This window comes from Pseudoalteromonas sp. S554 (genome assembly GCF_005930865.1).
Classification (GTDB): Bacteria; Pseudomonadota; Gammaproteobacteria; order Enterobacterales; family Alteromonadaceae; genus Pseudoalteromonas; species Pseudoalteromonas marina.
Genome location: NZ_PNDV01000039.1, coordinates 1 through 15,021, shown reverse-complemented (window position 1 = coordinate 15,021; position 15,021 = coordinate 1). Strand labels below are relative to the sequence as shown.

19 protein-coding genes are annotated in these 15,021 nt (G+C 39.5%); 9 read left to right on the top strand and 10 right to left on the bottom strand.

Translation table 11 applies throughout. The features are described 5' to 3' along the window. Positions 1-5 precede the first annotated feature (5 nt). Together dksA and sfsA are read right to left on the bottom strand one after the other, a co-directional pair. Positions 6-449 (bottom strand): RNA polymerase-binding protein DksA, encoded by a 444-nt coding sequence (gene dksA, locus CWB65_RS10210; protein WP_006791878.1) that lies wholly within the window; start codon positions 447-449, stop codon positions 6-8. Between the two features lie 306 nt (positions 450-755). Then, positions 756-1,475 (bottom strand): DNA/RNA nuclease SfsA, encoded by a 720-nt coding sequence (gene sfsA / locus CWB65_RS10205; protein WP_138740512.1) that lies wholly within the window; start codon positions 1,473-1,475, stop codon positions 756-758. A 115-nt stretch (positions 1,476-1,590) separates the two neighbouring features. On the opposite strand from sfsA, the gene pepB reads away from it, so the two are divergent. Both pepB and CWB65_RS10195 read left to right on the top strand, forming a co-directional pair. Then, complete coding sequence (pepB, locus tag CWB65_RS10200; protein WP_008130960.1) at positions 1,591-2,886, top strand: aminopeptidase PepB; 1,296 nt, start codon at positions 1,591-1,593, stop codon at positions 2,884-2,886. 182 nt (positions 2,887-3,068) lie between these two features. After that, positions 3,069-3,635: a phosphoribosyltransferase gene (locus tag CWB65_RS10195; RefSeq protein WP_006791881.1), complete on the top strand. Its 567-nt coding sequence runs from the start codon at positions 3,069-3,071 to the stop codon at positions 3,633-3,635. A gap of 95 nt (positions 3,636-3,730) precedes the next feature. Here CWB65_RS10195 and CWB65_RS10190 read toward each other — a convergent pair whose 3' ends face one another. Then, positions 3,731-4,387, bottom strand: a complete 657-nt coding sequence (locus CWB65_RS10190; protein ID WP_008130963.1) for a Crp/Fnr family transcriptional regulator — start codon at positions 4,385-4,387, stop codon at positions 3,731-3,733. Between the two features lie 384 nt (positions 4,388-4,771). Between CWB65_RS10190 and CWB65_RS10185 the strand changes: the two genes are divergently transcribed. Continuing rightward, on the top strand, positions 4,772-5,023 hold the full coding sequence (locus CWB65_RS10185; RefSeq protein ID WP_008130966.1) for a YgjV family protein: 252 nt from the start codon (positions 4,772-4,774) through the stop codon (positions 5,021-5,023). 51 nt (positions 5,024-5,074) lie between these two features. On the opposite strand, the gene CWB65_RS10180 is transcribed toward CWB65_RS10185, so the two are convergent. The 5 genes from CWB65_RS10180 to CWB65_RS10160 all read right to left on the bottom strand — a co-directional run bounded on the left by CWB65_RS10180 (position 5,075) and on the right by CWB65_RS10160 (position 8,081). After that, entirely contained in the window at positions 5,075-6,763 is a 1,689-nt protein-coding gene (locus CWB65_RS10180) for an amidohydrolase (protein ID WP_008130968.1), read from the bottom strand. 170 nt (positions 6,764-6,933) lie between these two features. Beyond that, on the bottom strand, positions 6,934-7,170 hold the full coding sequence (locus CWB65_RS10175) for a calcium-binding protein (RefSeq protein ID WP_008130970.1): 237 nt from the start codon (positions 7,168-7,170) through the stop codon (positions 6,934-6,936). 8 nt (positions 7,171-7,178) lie between these two features. Then, a complete protein-coding gene (locus CWB65_RS10170) occupies positions 7,179-7,415 on the bottom strand; it encodes an EF-hand domain-containing protein (RefSeq protein ID WP_006791886.1) in 237 nt (78 codons plus the stop codon). 180 nt (positions 7,416-7,595) lie between these two features. Then, positions 7,596-7,823: an EF-hand domain-containing protein gene (locus tag CWB65_RS10165; protein WP_008130972.1), complete on the bottom strand. Its 228-nt coding sequence runs from the start codon at positions 7,821-7,823 to the stop codon at positions 7,596-7,598. 24 nt (positions 7,824-7,847) lie between these two features. Continuing rightward, positions 7,848-8,081: an EF-hand domain-containing protein gene (locus CWB65_RS10160; protein WP_008130974.1), complete on the bottom strand. Its 234-nt coding sequence runs from the start codon at positions 8,079-8,081 to the stop codon at positions 7,848-7,850. Positions 8,082-8,390: 309 nt separating this feature from the next. Here CWB65_RS10160 and CWB65_RS10155 point away from each other — a divergent pair, with 309 nt between their 5' ends. Genes CWB65_RS10155 through CWB65_RS10140 form a run of 4 tightly spaced genes read left to right on the top strand, consistent with a single transcriptional unit; the run spans position 8,391 to position 12,237 of the window. Continuing rightward, positions 8,391-9,848 (top strand): HAMP domain-containing sensor histidine kinase, encoded by a 1,458-nt coding sequence (locus CWB65_RS10155; protein ID WP_008130976.1) that lies wholly within the window; start codon positions 8,391-8,393, stop codon positions 9,846-9,848. 2 nt (positions 9,849-9,850) lie between these two features. Then, the gene (locus CWB65_RS10150) at positions 9,851-10,366 is read left to right on the top strand and encodes a hypothetical protein (protein WP_008130978.1); all 516 of its coding nucleotides are present in this window, start codon (positions 9,851-9,853) and stop codon (positions 10,364-10,366) included. Between the two features lie 2 nt (positions 10,367-10,368). Further along, on the top strand, positions 10,369-11,718 hold the full coding sequence (locus CWB65_RS10145) for a sigma 54-interacting transcriptional regulator (RefSeq protein ID WP_008130979.1): 1,350 nt from the start codon (positions 10,369-10,371) through the stop codon (positions 11,716-11,718). Between the two features lie 18 nt (positions 11,719-11,736). Next, positions 11,737-12,237 (top strand): DUF1543 domain-containing protein, encoded by a 501-nt coding sequence (locus CWB65_RS10140; RefSeq protein ID WP_006791892.1) that lies wholly within the window; start codon positions 11,737-11,739, stop codon positions 12,235-12,237. Positions 12,238-12,280: 43 nt separating this feature from the next. On the opposite strand, the gene CWB65_RS10135 is transcribed toward CWB65_RS10140, so the two are convergent. Then, complete coding sequence (locus tag CWB65_RS10135; protein ID WP_008130980.1) at positions 12,281-12,508, bottom strand: hypothetical protein; 228 nt, start codon at positions 12,506-12,508, stop codon at positions 12,281-12,283. A gap of 124 nt (positions 12,509-12,632) precedes the next feature. Between CWB65_RS10135 and CWB65_RS10130 the strand changes: the two genes are divergently transcribed. Further along, positions 12,633-13,886, top strand: coding sequence for a multifunctional CCA addition/repair protein (locus CWB65_RS10130; RefSeq protein WP_008130981.1), 1,254 nt, complete (start codon positions 12,633-12,635; stop codon positions 13,884-13,886). A gap of 10 nt (positions 13,887-13,896) precedes the next feature. Here CWB65_RS10130 and CWB65_RS19875 read toward each other — a convergent pair whose 3' ends face one another. Then, positions 13,897-14,061: a hypothetical protein gene (locus CWB65_RS19875; RefSeq protein WP_008130982.1), complete on the bottom strand. Its 165-nt coding sequence runs from the start codon at positions 14,059-14,061 to the stop codon at positions 13,897-13,899. A 278-nt stretch (positions 14,062-14,339) separates the two neighbouring features. Between CWB65_RS19875 and CWB65_RS10125 the strand changes: the two genes are divergently transcribed. Next, positions 14,340-14,999, top strand: coding sequence for a hypothetical protein (locus CWB65_RS10125; protein WP_138740511.1), 660 nt, complete (start codon positions 14,340-14,342; stop codon positions 14,997-14,999). The last annotated feature ends 22 nt before the right edge of the window (positions 15,000-15,021 follow it).

Here is a 15,021-nt window from a genome sequence, read left to right as displayed (position 1 = left end):
GTTAATTAGCCGCGTCCAGCTTGTTTTTCTTTAATTTCTGCAAGTGTTTTACAGTCTACGCATAAATCAGCAGTTGGTCGCGCTTCTAGGCGGCGAATGCCAATTTCGATGCCACAAGACTCACAAAAGCCAAAATCATCTTCTTTAATTAAAATAATTGTTTTTTCAATTTTTTTAATTAATTTACGTTCGCGGTCACGAGTTCGAAGTTCTAAAGAAAACTCTTCTTCTTGTGCAGCGCGGTCAACTGGGTCAGGAAAGTTAGCAGCTTCGTCTTGCATATGCGATTTTGTACGATCAACTTCGTTACGTAAATCGTTACGCCAAGTTTCTAAAATCGTTTTGAAATGAGCACGTTGTGCTTCATTCATATACTCTTCGCCTGGTTTTTCTTGGTATGGTTCTAAACCGGCTTGAGCCAATAAACCATGTTTCTTTTGGTCTGGCATAACTCTCTCCTAAATCCTTAATTTAATGCCTCAGCATTAGCCGGCGGTATAAATAACAGAAACTTATACCCTAGGCAAATTTATTTTTAATTATTCGAATTAGCTTCAACCATGCTTTGCGAGTAAAAAGTGCGTTAAATGAGGGTGCTTATTTAACTAACTTACTGGTTTGTAAAACTTGCCTTTATATGGGGGCAAAACTTTAAAAAACAAGTTTAACTCTGGAATTGATTTTTATTGCTTCAATCTTTTCATCGCGTTGTTTGTTCTAATTACAATTACTGAGCTTAATGATTGGGTTATACATTAAGCTACAAATGCTATTTTTTTATGAAGAACGACTTCGTTTGCGCAAATAAGTGCTTTATAAGCGATAACTTCAACACCGCCATCGATGGCTTGTTGTAAAAGCGCTGCGTATTTTTCATCAATATGCGCCGCCGCGCTGACAATATTAATCCCCTCATGCAAAACAGCGAACAGTAGTACGGCGCGATGGCCTAATTCGACCACTTCAATAAGTTCGCGAAGGTGCTTTTGTCCACGCAGTGTTTGTGCATCCGGAAAATAACCTTGGCCGCTGTGTGGATCATCTTGGCTTATTAAAGTGACCGATTTAACTTCAACGTAGCAGCTTGGTTTGTTTGGGGTTGTGAGTAAAAAGTCGATTCGGCTATTTTCACTGCCGTATTTAACTTCACTTTGAAGTTGCTCATAGCCTGTTAGTTCATCAATCACTTTATGATTTATCGCTTCTTCTACTACTTTATTGGCTACCGCTGTATTAACACATATTAATTGCCCTAAATTGTTTTTGGTCAGCTCTAATGAATGTGGATATTTTCGTTTTGCGTTATCGCTGGTTGAATAAAAAGCAGTAAAACCTGGTTCGGCGCAGCCGGTCATTTTTCCGGTGTTGGCACAATGGGCGGTAAACTCAGCGCCATTGTTAAGTTTTAAATCAGCTAAAAAGCGCTTGTAGCGTTTTAATAGTGTGGCTGATTGCAGTGCAGGTGTGTACTTCATGGTTGTGTCCAATGCGGTTAAATAGTGTGATAGGGGTTATTTATCTCAAGCTGTTGGGAACTTAGGCGCACTATAGTAAACTCAACAGCACATTTAAGTGCAAGGATATTCTAACATGAGTGAAAAATTTGTTGTTCAACTAAGCGAACACGCAGCACCGAGTCATTGGGGCGAAAGCGCAACGTTGTCTTTTAACGAGCGTGGCGCAACCGTTCATTTATCTGAGCAAGAAACATTAAAAAATGTTCAAAAAGCAGCGCGTACAATTGCTAATCAAGGTGTTAAGCATGTTGAGCTTGCGGGCGACACGTGGTGCACAGAAAGCCAATGGGCTTTTTACCAAGGCTTTGTAACACCAAAATTGTTAAATGGTGTTGAATTTGTTGATAACGCACAGTCAGATCTTAAAGAACTTGCGCATTTAAAAGGCTCAGCAACATGGGCGCGTGAAATGGTTAATGGCACCGCAGATGATATATATCCTGAAAGCCTTGCTGAAAAAGCAGCTGAGTTTATTCAATCGCTTGCGCCAGAGCACGTAAGCTATCAAATAATTAAAGGCGATGCGTTATTAGAGCAGCAATGGATTGGTATTCATGCTGTTGGTCGCGGAAGTGTTCGTCCTCCGGTATTGTTAGAGCTTGATTACAACCCAACAGGCGATGATAACGCACCCGTTAGTGCAGCCCTTGTGGGTAAAGGCATTACGTTTGATTCGGGCGGTTATTCAATTAAATCGAGCGAAGGCATGCTAGGGATGAAGTGCGATATGGGCGGTGCTGCAACAGTAACGGCTGGTTTAGCACTTGCTATTAATCGTGGCATTGAAAAGCGCATTAAATTATTCTTATGTTGTGCTGAGAACTTAATTTCTGGCCACGCTTACAAATTAGGCGATATTCTTACTTACAAAAATGGCACAACCGTTGAAATTGTAAATACTGATGCAGAAGGGCGTTTAGTGCTTGCCGATGGCTTAATGGCTGCGGGTGAAACAGGCGCACCTTTAATTATTGATGCTGCAACATTAACGGGGGCGGCGTTGGTTGCTGTTGGTCAAGAATACAATGCGTTGTTTGCACTAGATAAAGAGCTAGCGCGTGAGGTTGAAGGTTTTGCATCTCAAGAAATGGAAGCAGCTTGGCCATTACCACTTGAAAAGTGGCACCAACAAAACTGCCCATCACCTTATGCTGATACGGCTAACAGCCGAGCGCAAAAAGGGGGCGGCTATGGTGGTGCGTCAAATGCTGCAGGCTTTTTATCACGCTTTGTGCCAAACGATGGCCAAGGTTGGGTACACATTGATTTAGCTGCTGCTTTTAACATGGGTAGCACGAGCCAATGGGCTGCAGGCGCAACAACACAAGGTATGCGCACGGTTGCTCGTACGTTGCTAGAAAAAGCATAATATTAACTAAGTTAGGCTTTTTATATTAAAATTAGGCACCGTTTGGTGCCTTTTTTGATCTACAAGCAAGCAATTTTATTTAATTTACGGTAAAATCCATCGCCAATACCTGTTTGAGTGGCTAAGTTGGTTTTACTCTAAACTACGCTCAAATATAATATCCACCACTGGGGTTTCTAACTATGTCAGATAAGTGCTATATCACAGCTCAACAGTTACTTGAAGATTCATTCCGCGTAGCGGCACAAGTATACAAAGACGGCTTTCGTCCTGATTTTATTATAGGTATTTGGCGAGGTGGTGCACCAATTGGTATTGCTGTGCAAGAATATTACGATTACAAAGGTATTGAAACTGACCACATTGCAGTGCGTACATCGTCTTATTACGGTATTGGCCAGCAATCAAAAGAAATTAAAGTACATGGTTTACATTACATTGTAGAAAACGCTAATGCGGGTGATTCTCTGCTTATTGTTGATGATGTATTTGACTCAGGGCGCAGTATTGTTGCACTGAAAGAAAAGCTTTCAGAACTAATGCGCTTAAATTTACCGCGCGATATTCGAATTGCTTGCCCATACTACAAACCAAAAAATTCAAAAGTAGATACCGTGCCTGATTACTACATTCATGAGTCGGAAGAATGGTTAGTATTCCCGCATGAATTGTCGGGTTTAACACCAGATGAAATTATTGAAGGTAAATCTGACTTAGTGAAAATTCACGATATTTTGTTAGAAGACTAATACAACGAGTGCATCAAATGCATATTTAGCCTTAAGAACGTGTTATTTGTTTTTAGGGCAATAAAAAAGGCCTTAATTGGCCTTTTTTTGTGAGCTTAAAGTTGTGCAAAGCTGTCTACATATTCACTAAGCATTGGAATATCGACCGCTTGTAAACCAGTAGTGCTTCTTTGCACTAGGCCTTTTTCTACTAACTCTGTTACAACACGCCTGTAAGCTCGCTCAGTGGTTGCAAAACGTTCTGCCTCTGCATTTACCGTTGGGTAGGCTCTAAGTAGTGTAGGGTTGTTATTCTCGGCTCTCAGCAGGCAATCTTTAGCTATATTGTAGCTAAGTGGTAGTAATAACTTATCTAAGTTGATTTTTTGATTTTCTTGAAACTTAGCAGCAATAGTTTGTGCTGTGTATAAACTTAGCTCTGGTTTTTCGAGCAATAATGCACGCCAATGCCTTAATTCAATCAGGTTGTAAGTCACATCACTAAAACACGTTACCGTATAAATACACGGATTGTTGTTAAGTGCTTCTATTTCACCTATCAGGGTATTATTACAATCCAGTTGTCCTAGCAGCAGGCGTCGTCCGTTTCCTACGTCATAACTAAATGACACAGTGCCGCTGCGCACAAGCACAAGCTTGCTTAAAGGCTGATCTTGATGGATCAGCACTTCTTTTTTTGATTGTTGATAACTACTACCTGCAAAGGTTAATAGCTGTTCAACAAGATAACTAGAAAAATGGTATTGAAACATCAATATGCTCTTCGGACATTTGTCCTATTTATTATGTTTTAATGACGGTAGCATTAACACATTAAGAATTTACGCTAACTTGCTACTAATACTTTTAGCTTTGCTATGGGTATTATTTTACCTTCATTTCCCGTGTAATGATTTAAGAATTTGTTGGTTTTTTTGCCGGCAAACTTTTTCAGGTTTTTAAGCAAGTTAGCTTTTTATTTACGTATGTCACTTCGCTTAATTATTAATATAAGAGAGCTACTCTCTTACTAGCCAATTATTTTTCAAAATCTAAATAACGCTCATAATTAAGCAAAGTGCTATTACTTTGCAATACTTACAACTGTAATAAGTTAGCATTAGTGTAATGCTAACCCAAAGGTTAGGAGAGAACAATTGAGTTGGGAATATTTAGGCTATATTGCGTCAGCTTTATTGGTTGCATCACTCACTATGACCGATGTAGTAAAGCTTCGTTGGTACAACATGTTAGGGTGTATTGTGTTTACGGCTTACGGTGTAGCCATTGGTGCTGTTCCCGTTGTTTTTACCAACGCGTTACTGGCATTGGTTAACTTGTATCACATTATAAAATTATACCGTCAGCCAAAAGCTGTTCAGCCAGAGGCACAGCAGCCAAAAAGCTAAATGATATGGTTTGTATAAAAAAAGGGTTAACTTGCGTTAACCTTTTTTTGTTTATTTAGTATCACTCTCTTTTTTATCGAATCGCTTCATACCGGCAATCCATGTTTGTAGCACCTGGGTTTTGTATATATCTTCAACGGGTACTTTAAAGTAATCTTTATCCACTAAAATAAAGTCGGCCCATTTACCTTGCTCTAAGCTCCCTATTTTAAACTCTTGATGCGCAGCATAAGCACCGCCCAGTGTAAATGCACGTAGTGCATCTTCGCGGCTTAGTACTTCGCTTGGACGCCAGCCGTTTTCAGGCAGTTTGTTATGATCCATTCGCGTTATTGCTGAATATAAACCATCAAACGGGTTTGCAAGCTCTACAGGGTAGTCAGAACCCGCAGCAACCACTGAACCTTGTTGTAAAAATGTTTGCCATGCGTATGCAAAGCTAAGTTGCTTCTCAGTTAGGCGTTGCTCTGCCATATGCATGTCAGACGTAGCATGAACAGGTTGCATTGATGGAATAATTTTTAGTGCTTTAAATCGAGGAATATCGTCTGGCGTTACTATTTGCGCGTGCTCTATACGGTTGCGCAGTAAAATACCGCCTGTTTTTTTAAATACATTTTCGTAGGCGTCTAAAACCACACGATTGGCCTTGTCACCAATGGCATGGGTGTTGGCGGTAAAACCGTTTTTAAAGCTTTGCGTAAATAAAGCTTCGAGTTTTTCTTGGGTTTCAAGCATCAAACCATGATGTCCAGCACGGTCGGCATAATCTTCAATAAGCGCTGCGCCACGCGAACCTAATGCACCATCGGCATAAACTTTAACACTGCGAATTTCCATAAAATCGTAGTTATCGTGATATGGCCCCGCTTTTAACATCGCTGGTAAATCTGGGCTAGCACCACTTAGCATTGCCACAATACGCAGAGGTAAATTACCTTGATCGCCGCGTTCTTTGTACACTTCCCATGTGGCTTTATCTATGCCAGCGTCGTGAGTAGAAGTAATACCTAAGCTTAATAAGTGCTTTCCTGCGGCATCTAGCGAGTTGCTAATATCTTGTTTTGAAGGGGCTGGCATGTGCTGAACAATTAACGACTCAGCTTTATCAACAAAAATACCGGTAGGGTGACCAAATTCATCTTTTATTACTTCACCGCCTTTTGGCGATTTTGTATCGGCGTTAATGCCCGCAAGCTCAAGCGCTTTTGAGTTAACCCAAATTGCATGGCTATCAACACGAGATAAAACAACCGGACGATCGCTTACTACTTTGTCTAAATCTTTAGCGGTAGGAAAGCGCGTATCTGGCCATAACTCTTGGTTCCATCCTCGGCCAATGATCCAACCTTGTTTGCCTTGCGCAAATTGCTTTAGTTTATTTGTAACATCATCAACCGACTTAGCGCCGCGTACATCAAGTTGCGATAAGTTATCTCCTAACCCAATAACGTGGCCGTGAGCATCTATTAAGCCGGGCAGTAATGTGTTGCCTTCTGCATTTATTAATTTGGCATCTGGGAAGCTTTCTTTTAGTGTGTCGCCGCCTACTTTTACAACTTTGCCATCTTTTATAACTAAAGTGCTAAATTGCTGAAGTTCACCTTTTTGCATTTTGCCTTTATAAAGCGGGGTGTAGCCATTAGCATTATAAATGACTTTGGTTTGTGCAATGGCAAAGCTAGAGCCCGTACAAAGGCTGGCAAGCACAAGTGGTTTAAGTAATTTTTTGAGTAACATAGGACACTGTTTTGTTATTTTTAGTGCAATAACACTAGCAAACCCTTTTTTAGAATACCAACAGGATGCGATAACCTCGTAAAATAAACAGTTAAAGCTAAGCTGGTTGCTTAGCTGTTAAATTAATTGCCTAAAACCTAATAAAGTTAGAAAGGTTACTTAAGTTAGGGCTACTTACTGGCATATAAATGGTATTCGCTTAGTGTTAGCCGGCCGTCTTTATCTTGGTCGTAACGAATAAACTTAGACCACAAGGCGGGGTCTATTGAGGCTTCAGAACGCGTTAAAAATCCGTCTTTGTTTCGGTCTATTTTTTTAAACTGGTTGTTAATAGTGTCACTTGCGGCAAAGCTTGATGCACTAAATACGGTTAGAGTGCATAAAATAAATAAGCGTATGGGGTTCATTAAAATACTCAGTAAAGATTGTTAGTAAGATAGTTTTTAAATTCAATTAATGAAATTTGTTTATCTTGATTTTTATCCCACATTATAAACGTGCTAAGTAACTGTGGCTGGCGCTCTAATTCGTTATGGGTAAGGTAACCGCTTTTATCTGTATCAAGGTGATCAAAGCGTTGTTTTACATCAAGTGCAAAGGCATTAAAACTTAACAGCAATGCCGTGGTAGTTACAAAGCAACGTATCTTCATGGTAGTCCTTCCAAAAGGGTAATTAAGTTGTATTTAATAACGAGGTATAAAGCTTGATAAGATAAAGCACTTGCCATAATTTAACTCCCAACATTAAATCCTTTTACACACTCCCTCAGGGATTATGGCAAATGCTTTAGTACACTTTACATGCTAAAAACTTAAGCAAAACTTAATCTGTTACGGCTTAAAGTTTTCAAACTCTGCTTTAGAGATCATCTCATCGTTGTCTTCGTCTAAATCGGTAAACTGTCTAAGTAGCTCTTTATCCTGCTTAGCTTCAACAAACGAGATACTTCCGTCCATGTTTGTATCTAAGTGTGCAAATCGCACAGCCGAAGGAGATGCCAACACTGTTGCACTAATAGCTAAAAATAATAATAAAAACGCGGCAATAAGTTGTTTCATAATTTCATTCCTTTTGAAGTTGAATTATTGAATAAATTTACTAAATTCATTTAGCGACAGTTGGCCACTTTGGTCTGTGTCTATTTGTGCAAAGTTTTCCTTAAGCACAGCATCCATTTGGGCCTCGGCTTCGCTTAACAAGCCGTTATTATCCTTATCTAGCGCATCAAACGTAGCCTCAACGTCCATAGCATGTGCGTCTGTATTAACTAAACCTAATGCAAGTAATGTTGAAAAAACCAAAGCTTTTGTTCTCATGAGTATTTCCTTATTAAATTCATTTGTCATACCTACTAACAAAAAGGGTGCCATATTTTGTTTTTGTTTATTTTCAATGATTTACGTTTTGTTGCTTAAAAAGGGAGGTAAAAATTACACTTTATGTGTGTAATTTTGTGTGAGTACAGCAACAGAGTGTGAGGTATTTTGTATGATGTTAACTAAATCAATAGGTTGCAGTGTTGCTATTTAGCAACACTATAGCGAGTGAATATTAATATGGTTCAGCATGTGTATAGGCGGTATTGATAATAATAGGCGAGTTATTTACTGATAGAGTTTTCTGCAATGGCTGCAACGTTTACTAAACATTACAATGCAATGCTTAATTGGCGCCCTAATTTAATAGGGCAGTTTGCGTTAAGTATGCTGCTGTCGTTATTGCCACTGTCTATTGTGGTCATTGTGTTTTTAAATGCGTTGAACAAGCAGCTAGCAACCACTCAACAAATTGTAAGTAATAATTATCAGCTTACAAAATCGTTCGCTAGCTTAAAGCAAGACCTTAACAGTCTTGAGCGCGCAACAAGACAAAACTGGGTATTAAAAAGTGATTCGCTCGACACCCTCATAGTTGATAAATGGCAATCTTCAGTACAAAGCATAAACGATCTGAAACACATTAATACAAACCCAGATTACACACGCCAATGGGCACAGCTATTAAATGTTTTACAAACAGCACACCAGCAGCTTGTTGATCAAAAAAAGCAAGATGCAGCGCTATTTGTACCTGTAAGCGAGTTAATTACAGCGCTAACAGTGTGGCTTAAAAATAAAAACGAAGCGCAAATAACCCTTAACCAAAACGAGCTAGCTAGCCTACAAACGTCGTTTATAAATTGGCTGGTGGCACTTATTCCACTTACTTTATTTGTTGGTGGTGGATTTTTATGGCGTATAAGTGGGCGCTTAAAGGGATTAACTAGGGTTATTGATAAGCTAGGACAAGGGGATTGGCAGCAAAAAATAGCGGTAAAAGGCTCGTCAGAGTTAGTGGAACTTGGAGAAAAACTACAGTGGGTACAAACTCAGCTGCATATGCTTGAGCAACAAAAAGATACGTTTTTACGCCACGTAACACACGAGCTTAAAACACCGCTTGCTTCTATGGTTGAAGGAACCGATTTACTAACAGATGAAATTGTTGGCCCCATTAATGACGAACAAAAAGCAGTGCTTTCCCTTATAACTCAATCTATGGTGCGCCTTCGCATGATGATAGACAGCCTACTAAGTTATAACGCTATTAGAGCAACGATAAACAACTCAAGCGAGGTTAATATTGATCATTTAATTAAAAAAATTAATGGCCATTTTGAGCATCGTCTAACGGCTCGAAAGCAACGTATTCAGTGGCAAAACACTGTTTCAAGCACTGTCCTTGCTCTTCCTAATGAGCTAATAGAAATGATGCTAATTCAGTTAATTTCAAATAGCTTAAAATTTTCTGATGATAACCAAGGTGTGACTGTAAATTTAAAATGCGAGCAACATCAGCTGTGTTTGGTTGTGGCCGATAATGGCTGTGGCATTAAAGAGCACGAAATAAACCATATTTTTAGTGCGTTTTATCAAGGTAAACATGACCAAAGCATTACCTTACAAGGCAGTGGTTTGGGCCTAACAATTGTAAAAGAAACGGTTGAGCAGCTACAAGGCACATTAAGTGTTGAGAAAAATAAACCACACGGTTGCCGTTTTTTAATAAAAATACCAATCAGTAAAAATTTAGGAGTTAATTAACAATGCGCATACTCACTATTTTATGTGTGCTTGCAGGTAGCTTAATTGTATCGGGGTGTGAGCTTAATAATGGCACGCAAGCGCTGGGCGGTAATAAAACATCAAATACTAAAAACGTATCTCCTAGTCCCAAGGCAATGCCTAAATTAGCCCCCATTTATCCCTCTGCTGAGCGGGTTATAGCGCTTCATGCAAATCAATGTGGTGGGTTTACATTGCCACCAACAAAGCGGTCATTTAAAGGTGAAAATGAGCTAAAAGCATTTTTTAAATTTATGTGCTTAAAAGTAAGTACCGACCCAAATACAGTAATGACCAAGTTACTTAAACTCGACCTAGCCTATTTTTGGCCTGACGATATAAAGCAGTATTTATGGCTTCAAAAACAGCAGATTACCTTACAAATAAATGCTCAAAAAGAGCAACAAGCACTTAATAACCAAATGCAGAAAACCCTGTCGTCGCTGGCAGATATAGAGCAGCAGTTGTTACTTCGCGAAGACATTAAGGAGCAGTAACCATGGCCACAAATAGTCCGCACAAAGCAAAAGTGTTATTAGTTGATGACGATGCAAGTTTATTAAAGTTACTTGCTATTCGTATTGAATCAAAAGGCTATCAAGTAACAACTTGTGAAAGTGGCTTAGCAGCGCTACAAATTTTAAAAAGTCACGTGTTTGATGCCGTAATTACCGACTTACGAATGGATGAAATGGACGGCATGGCGCTGCATCGTCAACTGCAAAGCCGATACCCTGCATTACCAGTAATTATGATGACAGCGCATGGCTCTATTCCCGATGCGGTTGAAGCCACTAAACAAGGCATTTTTGCCTTCATTACTAAACCGGTCGATAAAGACGAGCTATTTGATAGCCTTGCAAATGCGATAGACATTCACGGTGTAAATACCGATGAAGCCCCATCAAAAAGTAATATAGTAACGCGCAGTGGTGCCATGCTGCACTTGCTTGAACAAGTTAAGTTACTTGGGCCTACTCACGTTAATGTGCTTATTTCGGGGGCCAGTGGAACGGGTAAGGAGTTATTAGCGCAGGCTATTCATCAGCATAGCCAAGTAAGTAACGGGCCTTTTGTGGCTATAAATTGTGGTGCTGTACCAGGGGAGCTTTTAGAGTCGGAATTATTTGGCCATAAAAAAGGCGCGTTTACTGGTGCTGTAAAAGATCACCAAGGTTTATTTCAGCAAGCGCAGGGCGGTACATTATTTTTAGATGAAATTGGCGATATGCCACTTAACCTTCAAGTAAAGTTGCTGCGTGTACTGCAAGAAAAAACCATCCGCCCAGTGGGTTTTCAAGAGGAGATCTCAATTGATGTGCGTATTGTATCGGCAACTCACAAAAACTTACCTGAAGCCATTAAAAACCAGCAGTTTAGAGAAGATTTGTACTACCGCCTAAATGTAGTTAATTTAAAATTACCACCACTGTGTGAACGCCGTGAAGACATAAGCCTACTAGCCCAATACTTTAGCGCAAGTATCGCTAAACGAATGAACCAAAATGAAAAACATTTTGCCAATGATGCTATGCACGCATTGGTACGTTATGATTGGCCGGGAAATATTCGTCAGTTACAAAATGTTGTTGAACAAGTGGTAGCCTTAACACCCGGTGAGGTTATTTCAGCGCATTTAGTCTTAGCAGCACTCGATAGCAACGAAAAAAGTGTAGAGCCACTCTCATTAAACGACGCTAAAAAAGAGTTTGAACGTGATTACGTTATTAATACGCTAAAAATGGCAGGCGGCAACGTAGCAGAAGGCGCCAAGCTTGCTAAGCGTAATCGTTCAGACTTTTATAAACTCATTAAAAAACACAATATTGATGTTGATAGTTTGGCGTAAAAAATTAAAGGAATCCTCATGCAGTTATTTATGGTGTATTTAGGCGGGCGAATTCAAGGCTGCCACATAGAAATGCACGACATTCGCTTTGTAGTTGGGCAAAACATAGAGCAAACCTACACCAAATTAAAAAGCCAATGGGTTGGCGACAAAAACAGCGTACACATGGATAGTTTTATGGCTGTTAACAATATTGATGGCTACAAAGTAGAAGTGGTAGAGGGTTATGTTGAACAAAATAAACAGCTTTATTTTGTAAACTTAGGCGCTTACAGAAGCGACTCAATGGCTGAGCAACACGACTTTGCATTATATGTAGCAAGCAGTAGTGAAGAGGCAAAGCAGCGTGCTAAACATGATTTATTAGCAGGCCTGAGCCATATTCATAAAGACGACTTACACGACGTAGACGACTGCTTTGCAATTGATTTACTCGACAGCCAATTAACAATAAAACTTAGCCCAAGTGGGCTTTCACAACCTATAAAACCGGATTGGTTTGGTTACCATGTTTTATAAGTTAAGTAATCTGAGCACTGAATAATAAAGCTATCTTAAGCCGCTATTTTTCTTGCTCTTTTTGCTCATTTTTTTCACTGTTTGATGCCAGCTTAAAAGCTACAATAACTAAGCCAAACATAGCAAACGGCAAGGCTGCTAACATATACTCAACCATGTTGCTGTCTTGAAAGTTAGCTTGCAATAAAAAGTGCCCCGCCACACACATAACAATAACGACGAGTAAAATTGGCAGCAGCATGAGCTCTTTTTTTGATGAATGATTTTTCATTGAATAACAGCTTAAACAAAAAATGATGCGCTATTGTAATGAGCTTGCATATGCTTGGCAAACCACAACGCTTTTAATGATATGATAGCTATAAATGAAGTTTGTAAATTAGTGTGGAAACAACGTGGAAAGTAGCTTAAAAAACGTTTACCTAGTCGGTGGAGCAGTACGCGATAAACTGCTAAACATTGCATCAAAAGATAACGATTATGTGGTTATTGGCGAAACGCCCAGCACCATGGAGTCGCTTGGCTTTTTACCAATAGGTAGCGACTTTCCTGTTTATTTGCACCCAAAAACAAAAGAAGAATACGCACTAGGGCGTACCGAACGAAAAAGCGGCAAAGGTTATACAGGCTTTGTGGTTGACGCCAGCCCTAGCGTAACACTTGAAGAAGACCTCGCTAGGCGCGACTTAACCATAAACTCTATGGCACTTGACGAAAACGGTAAAATTATTGACCCTTTTAATGGTCAACACGATTTACAAAACAAAATACTGCGCCACACTACACACGCCTTTGTAGAAGACCCTGTGCGAGTGCTGCGTATTGCACGGTTTTTAGCGCGTTACGGCAGCGATTGGCAAATCCATCCCAGCACTTATGCGTTAATGCGAGAGCTTAAAAATAAAGGCGAGCTTAACCACTTAGTGCCTGAACGGGTATGGTTAGAAACCGAAAAAGCGCTTGGCGAAAAACACCCTGAGCTTTATTTTCAAGCATTAGATGGACTGGGTATTTTTCCTGAAATAGAACAAATGAAAAACGTACCACAACCTGCCAATCATCACCCTGAAGGCGATGTATTTGTGCATACAATGTTGGTGCTCAGGCGTGCAGCCGACTTAAATTTTAACTTAGAAACCCGCTTTGCTGCGCTTACCCACGATTTTGGTAAAGCCCTTAGCTATAAAATACGCGGCAATTTACGCGGTCACGAACGCGAAGGGGTAGCGGTGGTAGAGTCATTTTGTAATCGTTTAAAAGTACCTAATCGTTTTCGTGATATTGGCGTATTGACCAGCGATAATCACACTTTATGCCATACGATTGATCAGCTTAGGCCGCAAACTATTCATAAATTAATTGTCACTAATTTAAATGGTTTGGTGCACCCTGAGCGCTTTTTAGCATTTACTCAAGCCTGCCAATGTGACGCGCAAGGCCGCGGAGAAACACTGGTTAATAAGCCTTACCCGCAGGCAATTAAGTTGCGCGCCATTCATAGTAAATTACAGCAAATGGATAAAAAGCACATAGTGCAAGAGGCGCTTAAAAGTGGCAAAAAAGGCCCCGAAATAGGCGAGGCAGTAAAGCTGGCAGAAATAAACTGTATCAAAGCGTTTTTAAGTGATGAGCCAAGTACAACAAGCTAACTAGTGTAAATTAAGTCAAGTATTGAGATACGCCTTGTTCATCAAGGCACGGTACTTTTTGAAGGTCGTTTATTTGCGTATGCTGTGATTTGTTTGCCTCTGGCTCAGCGCTTTTGTCTGATTTATATAAACTAAAAATAAAGTCGAGCTCTTCTCGTTCAAGTGATGGGGTCACGGCAAATCCTACTGCTTAATGCGTTAATATAGTCCCAGAGTATGTGAACGCGACTGAATTAAAGGTGAATAGTTACAAAGGAAGGTGACTGTTTATTTCCTCACTGTTTATTAGCACATTACTTTTCTGTCTAATATTACTGATCTCTACCATTTTGGAGTATTTCTACATTTAGAATATTTTGAATGCTATATAACTATTTGTTTACATGTGCTTATTAGCTGGCTACATTGGATTGATTGTAATATTTGGACATATGTCGGTTTATAAAGCGACACATGTCGGATACAAAGTTGTTAGTTTTACAAGGAAGTATGGTGTTTCAATCTAGCCGAAGATTTATAGACAATATTCAGAGGAGCTTTAAATTCTTAAAGCAGTTTGGTTTTGAGAGTAAACCATCTAAAACCTTTAGAGATGAAACATCGATTTGTTATTCATCTTCAATTCTTATGATTGTGTTTTGTCACAGTAGTTATAACGATGATTATTGGTGCGTGATTGGAAAGCCTGATACTGATTACCCTAAAAAGCCTGTCTCTCTTATTGAGTTGCTCAATAAACTTGAAAGTAAGCCTGAACTTCCTAAAGACTCTACTCAAGCTATTCAAAAAACTTCAGAGTTAATGAAAAATGAGTTGAAAGAACTCTTAAATGGAAATTTGGGCTTAATATCAGAGGTTTGGGCACAGGAAGAATTAAACGAGTTAGATATCTATAACTATCAAAAAAAAGTAGCTCTACATTCTGAAATAATCGGGGATTCTGAAATTCTTGAAATCCCTAACACTAAAAAAGCCTTAGGTAGTAGTTACATGGAGCGGTTTCCACACCATGATTTTGAACAAAAAACTACTTGGGTTGTTTTTACTAAAATTGCAGAGTTTAACTGTAATAGTTATGAACAAGCACAAGAAATGGCTATGCAGTTTAAGTAAAACTAACACATATGAGCCTTAA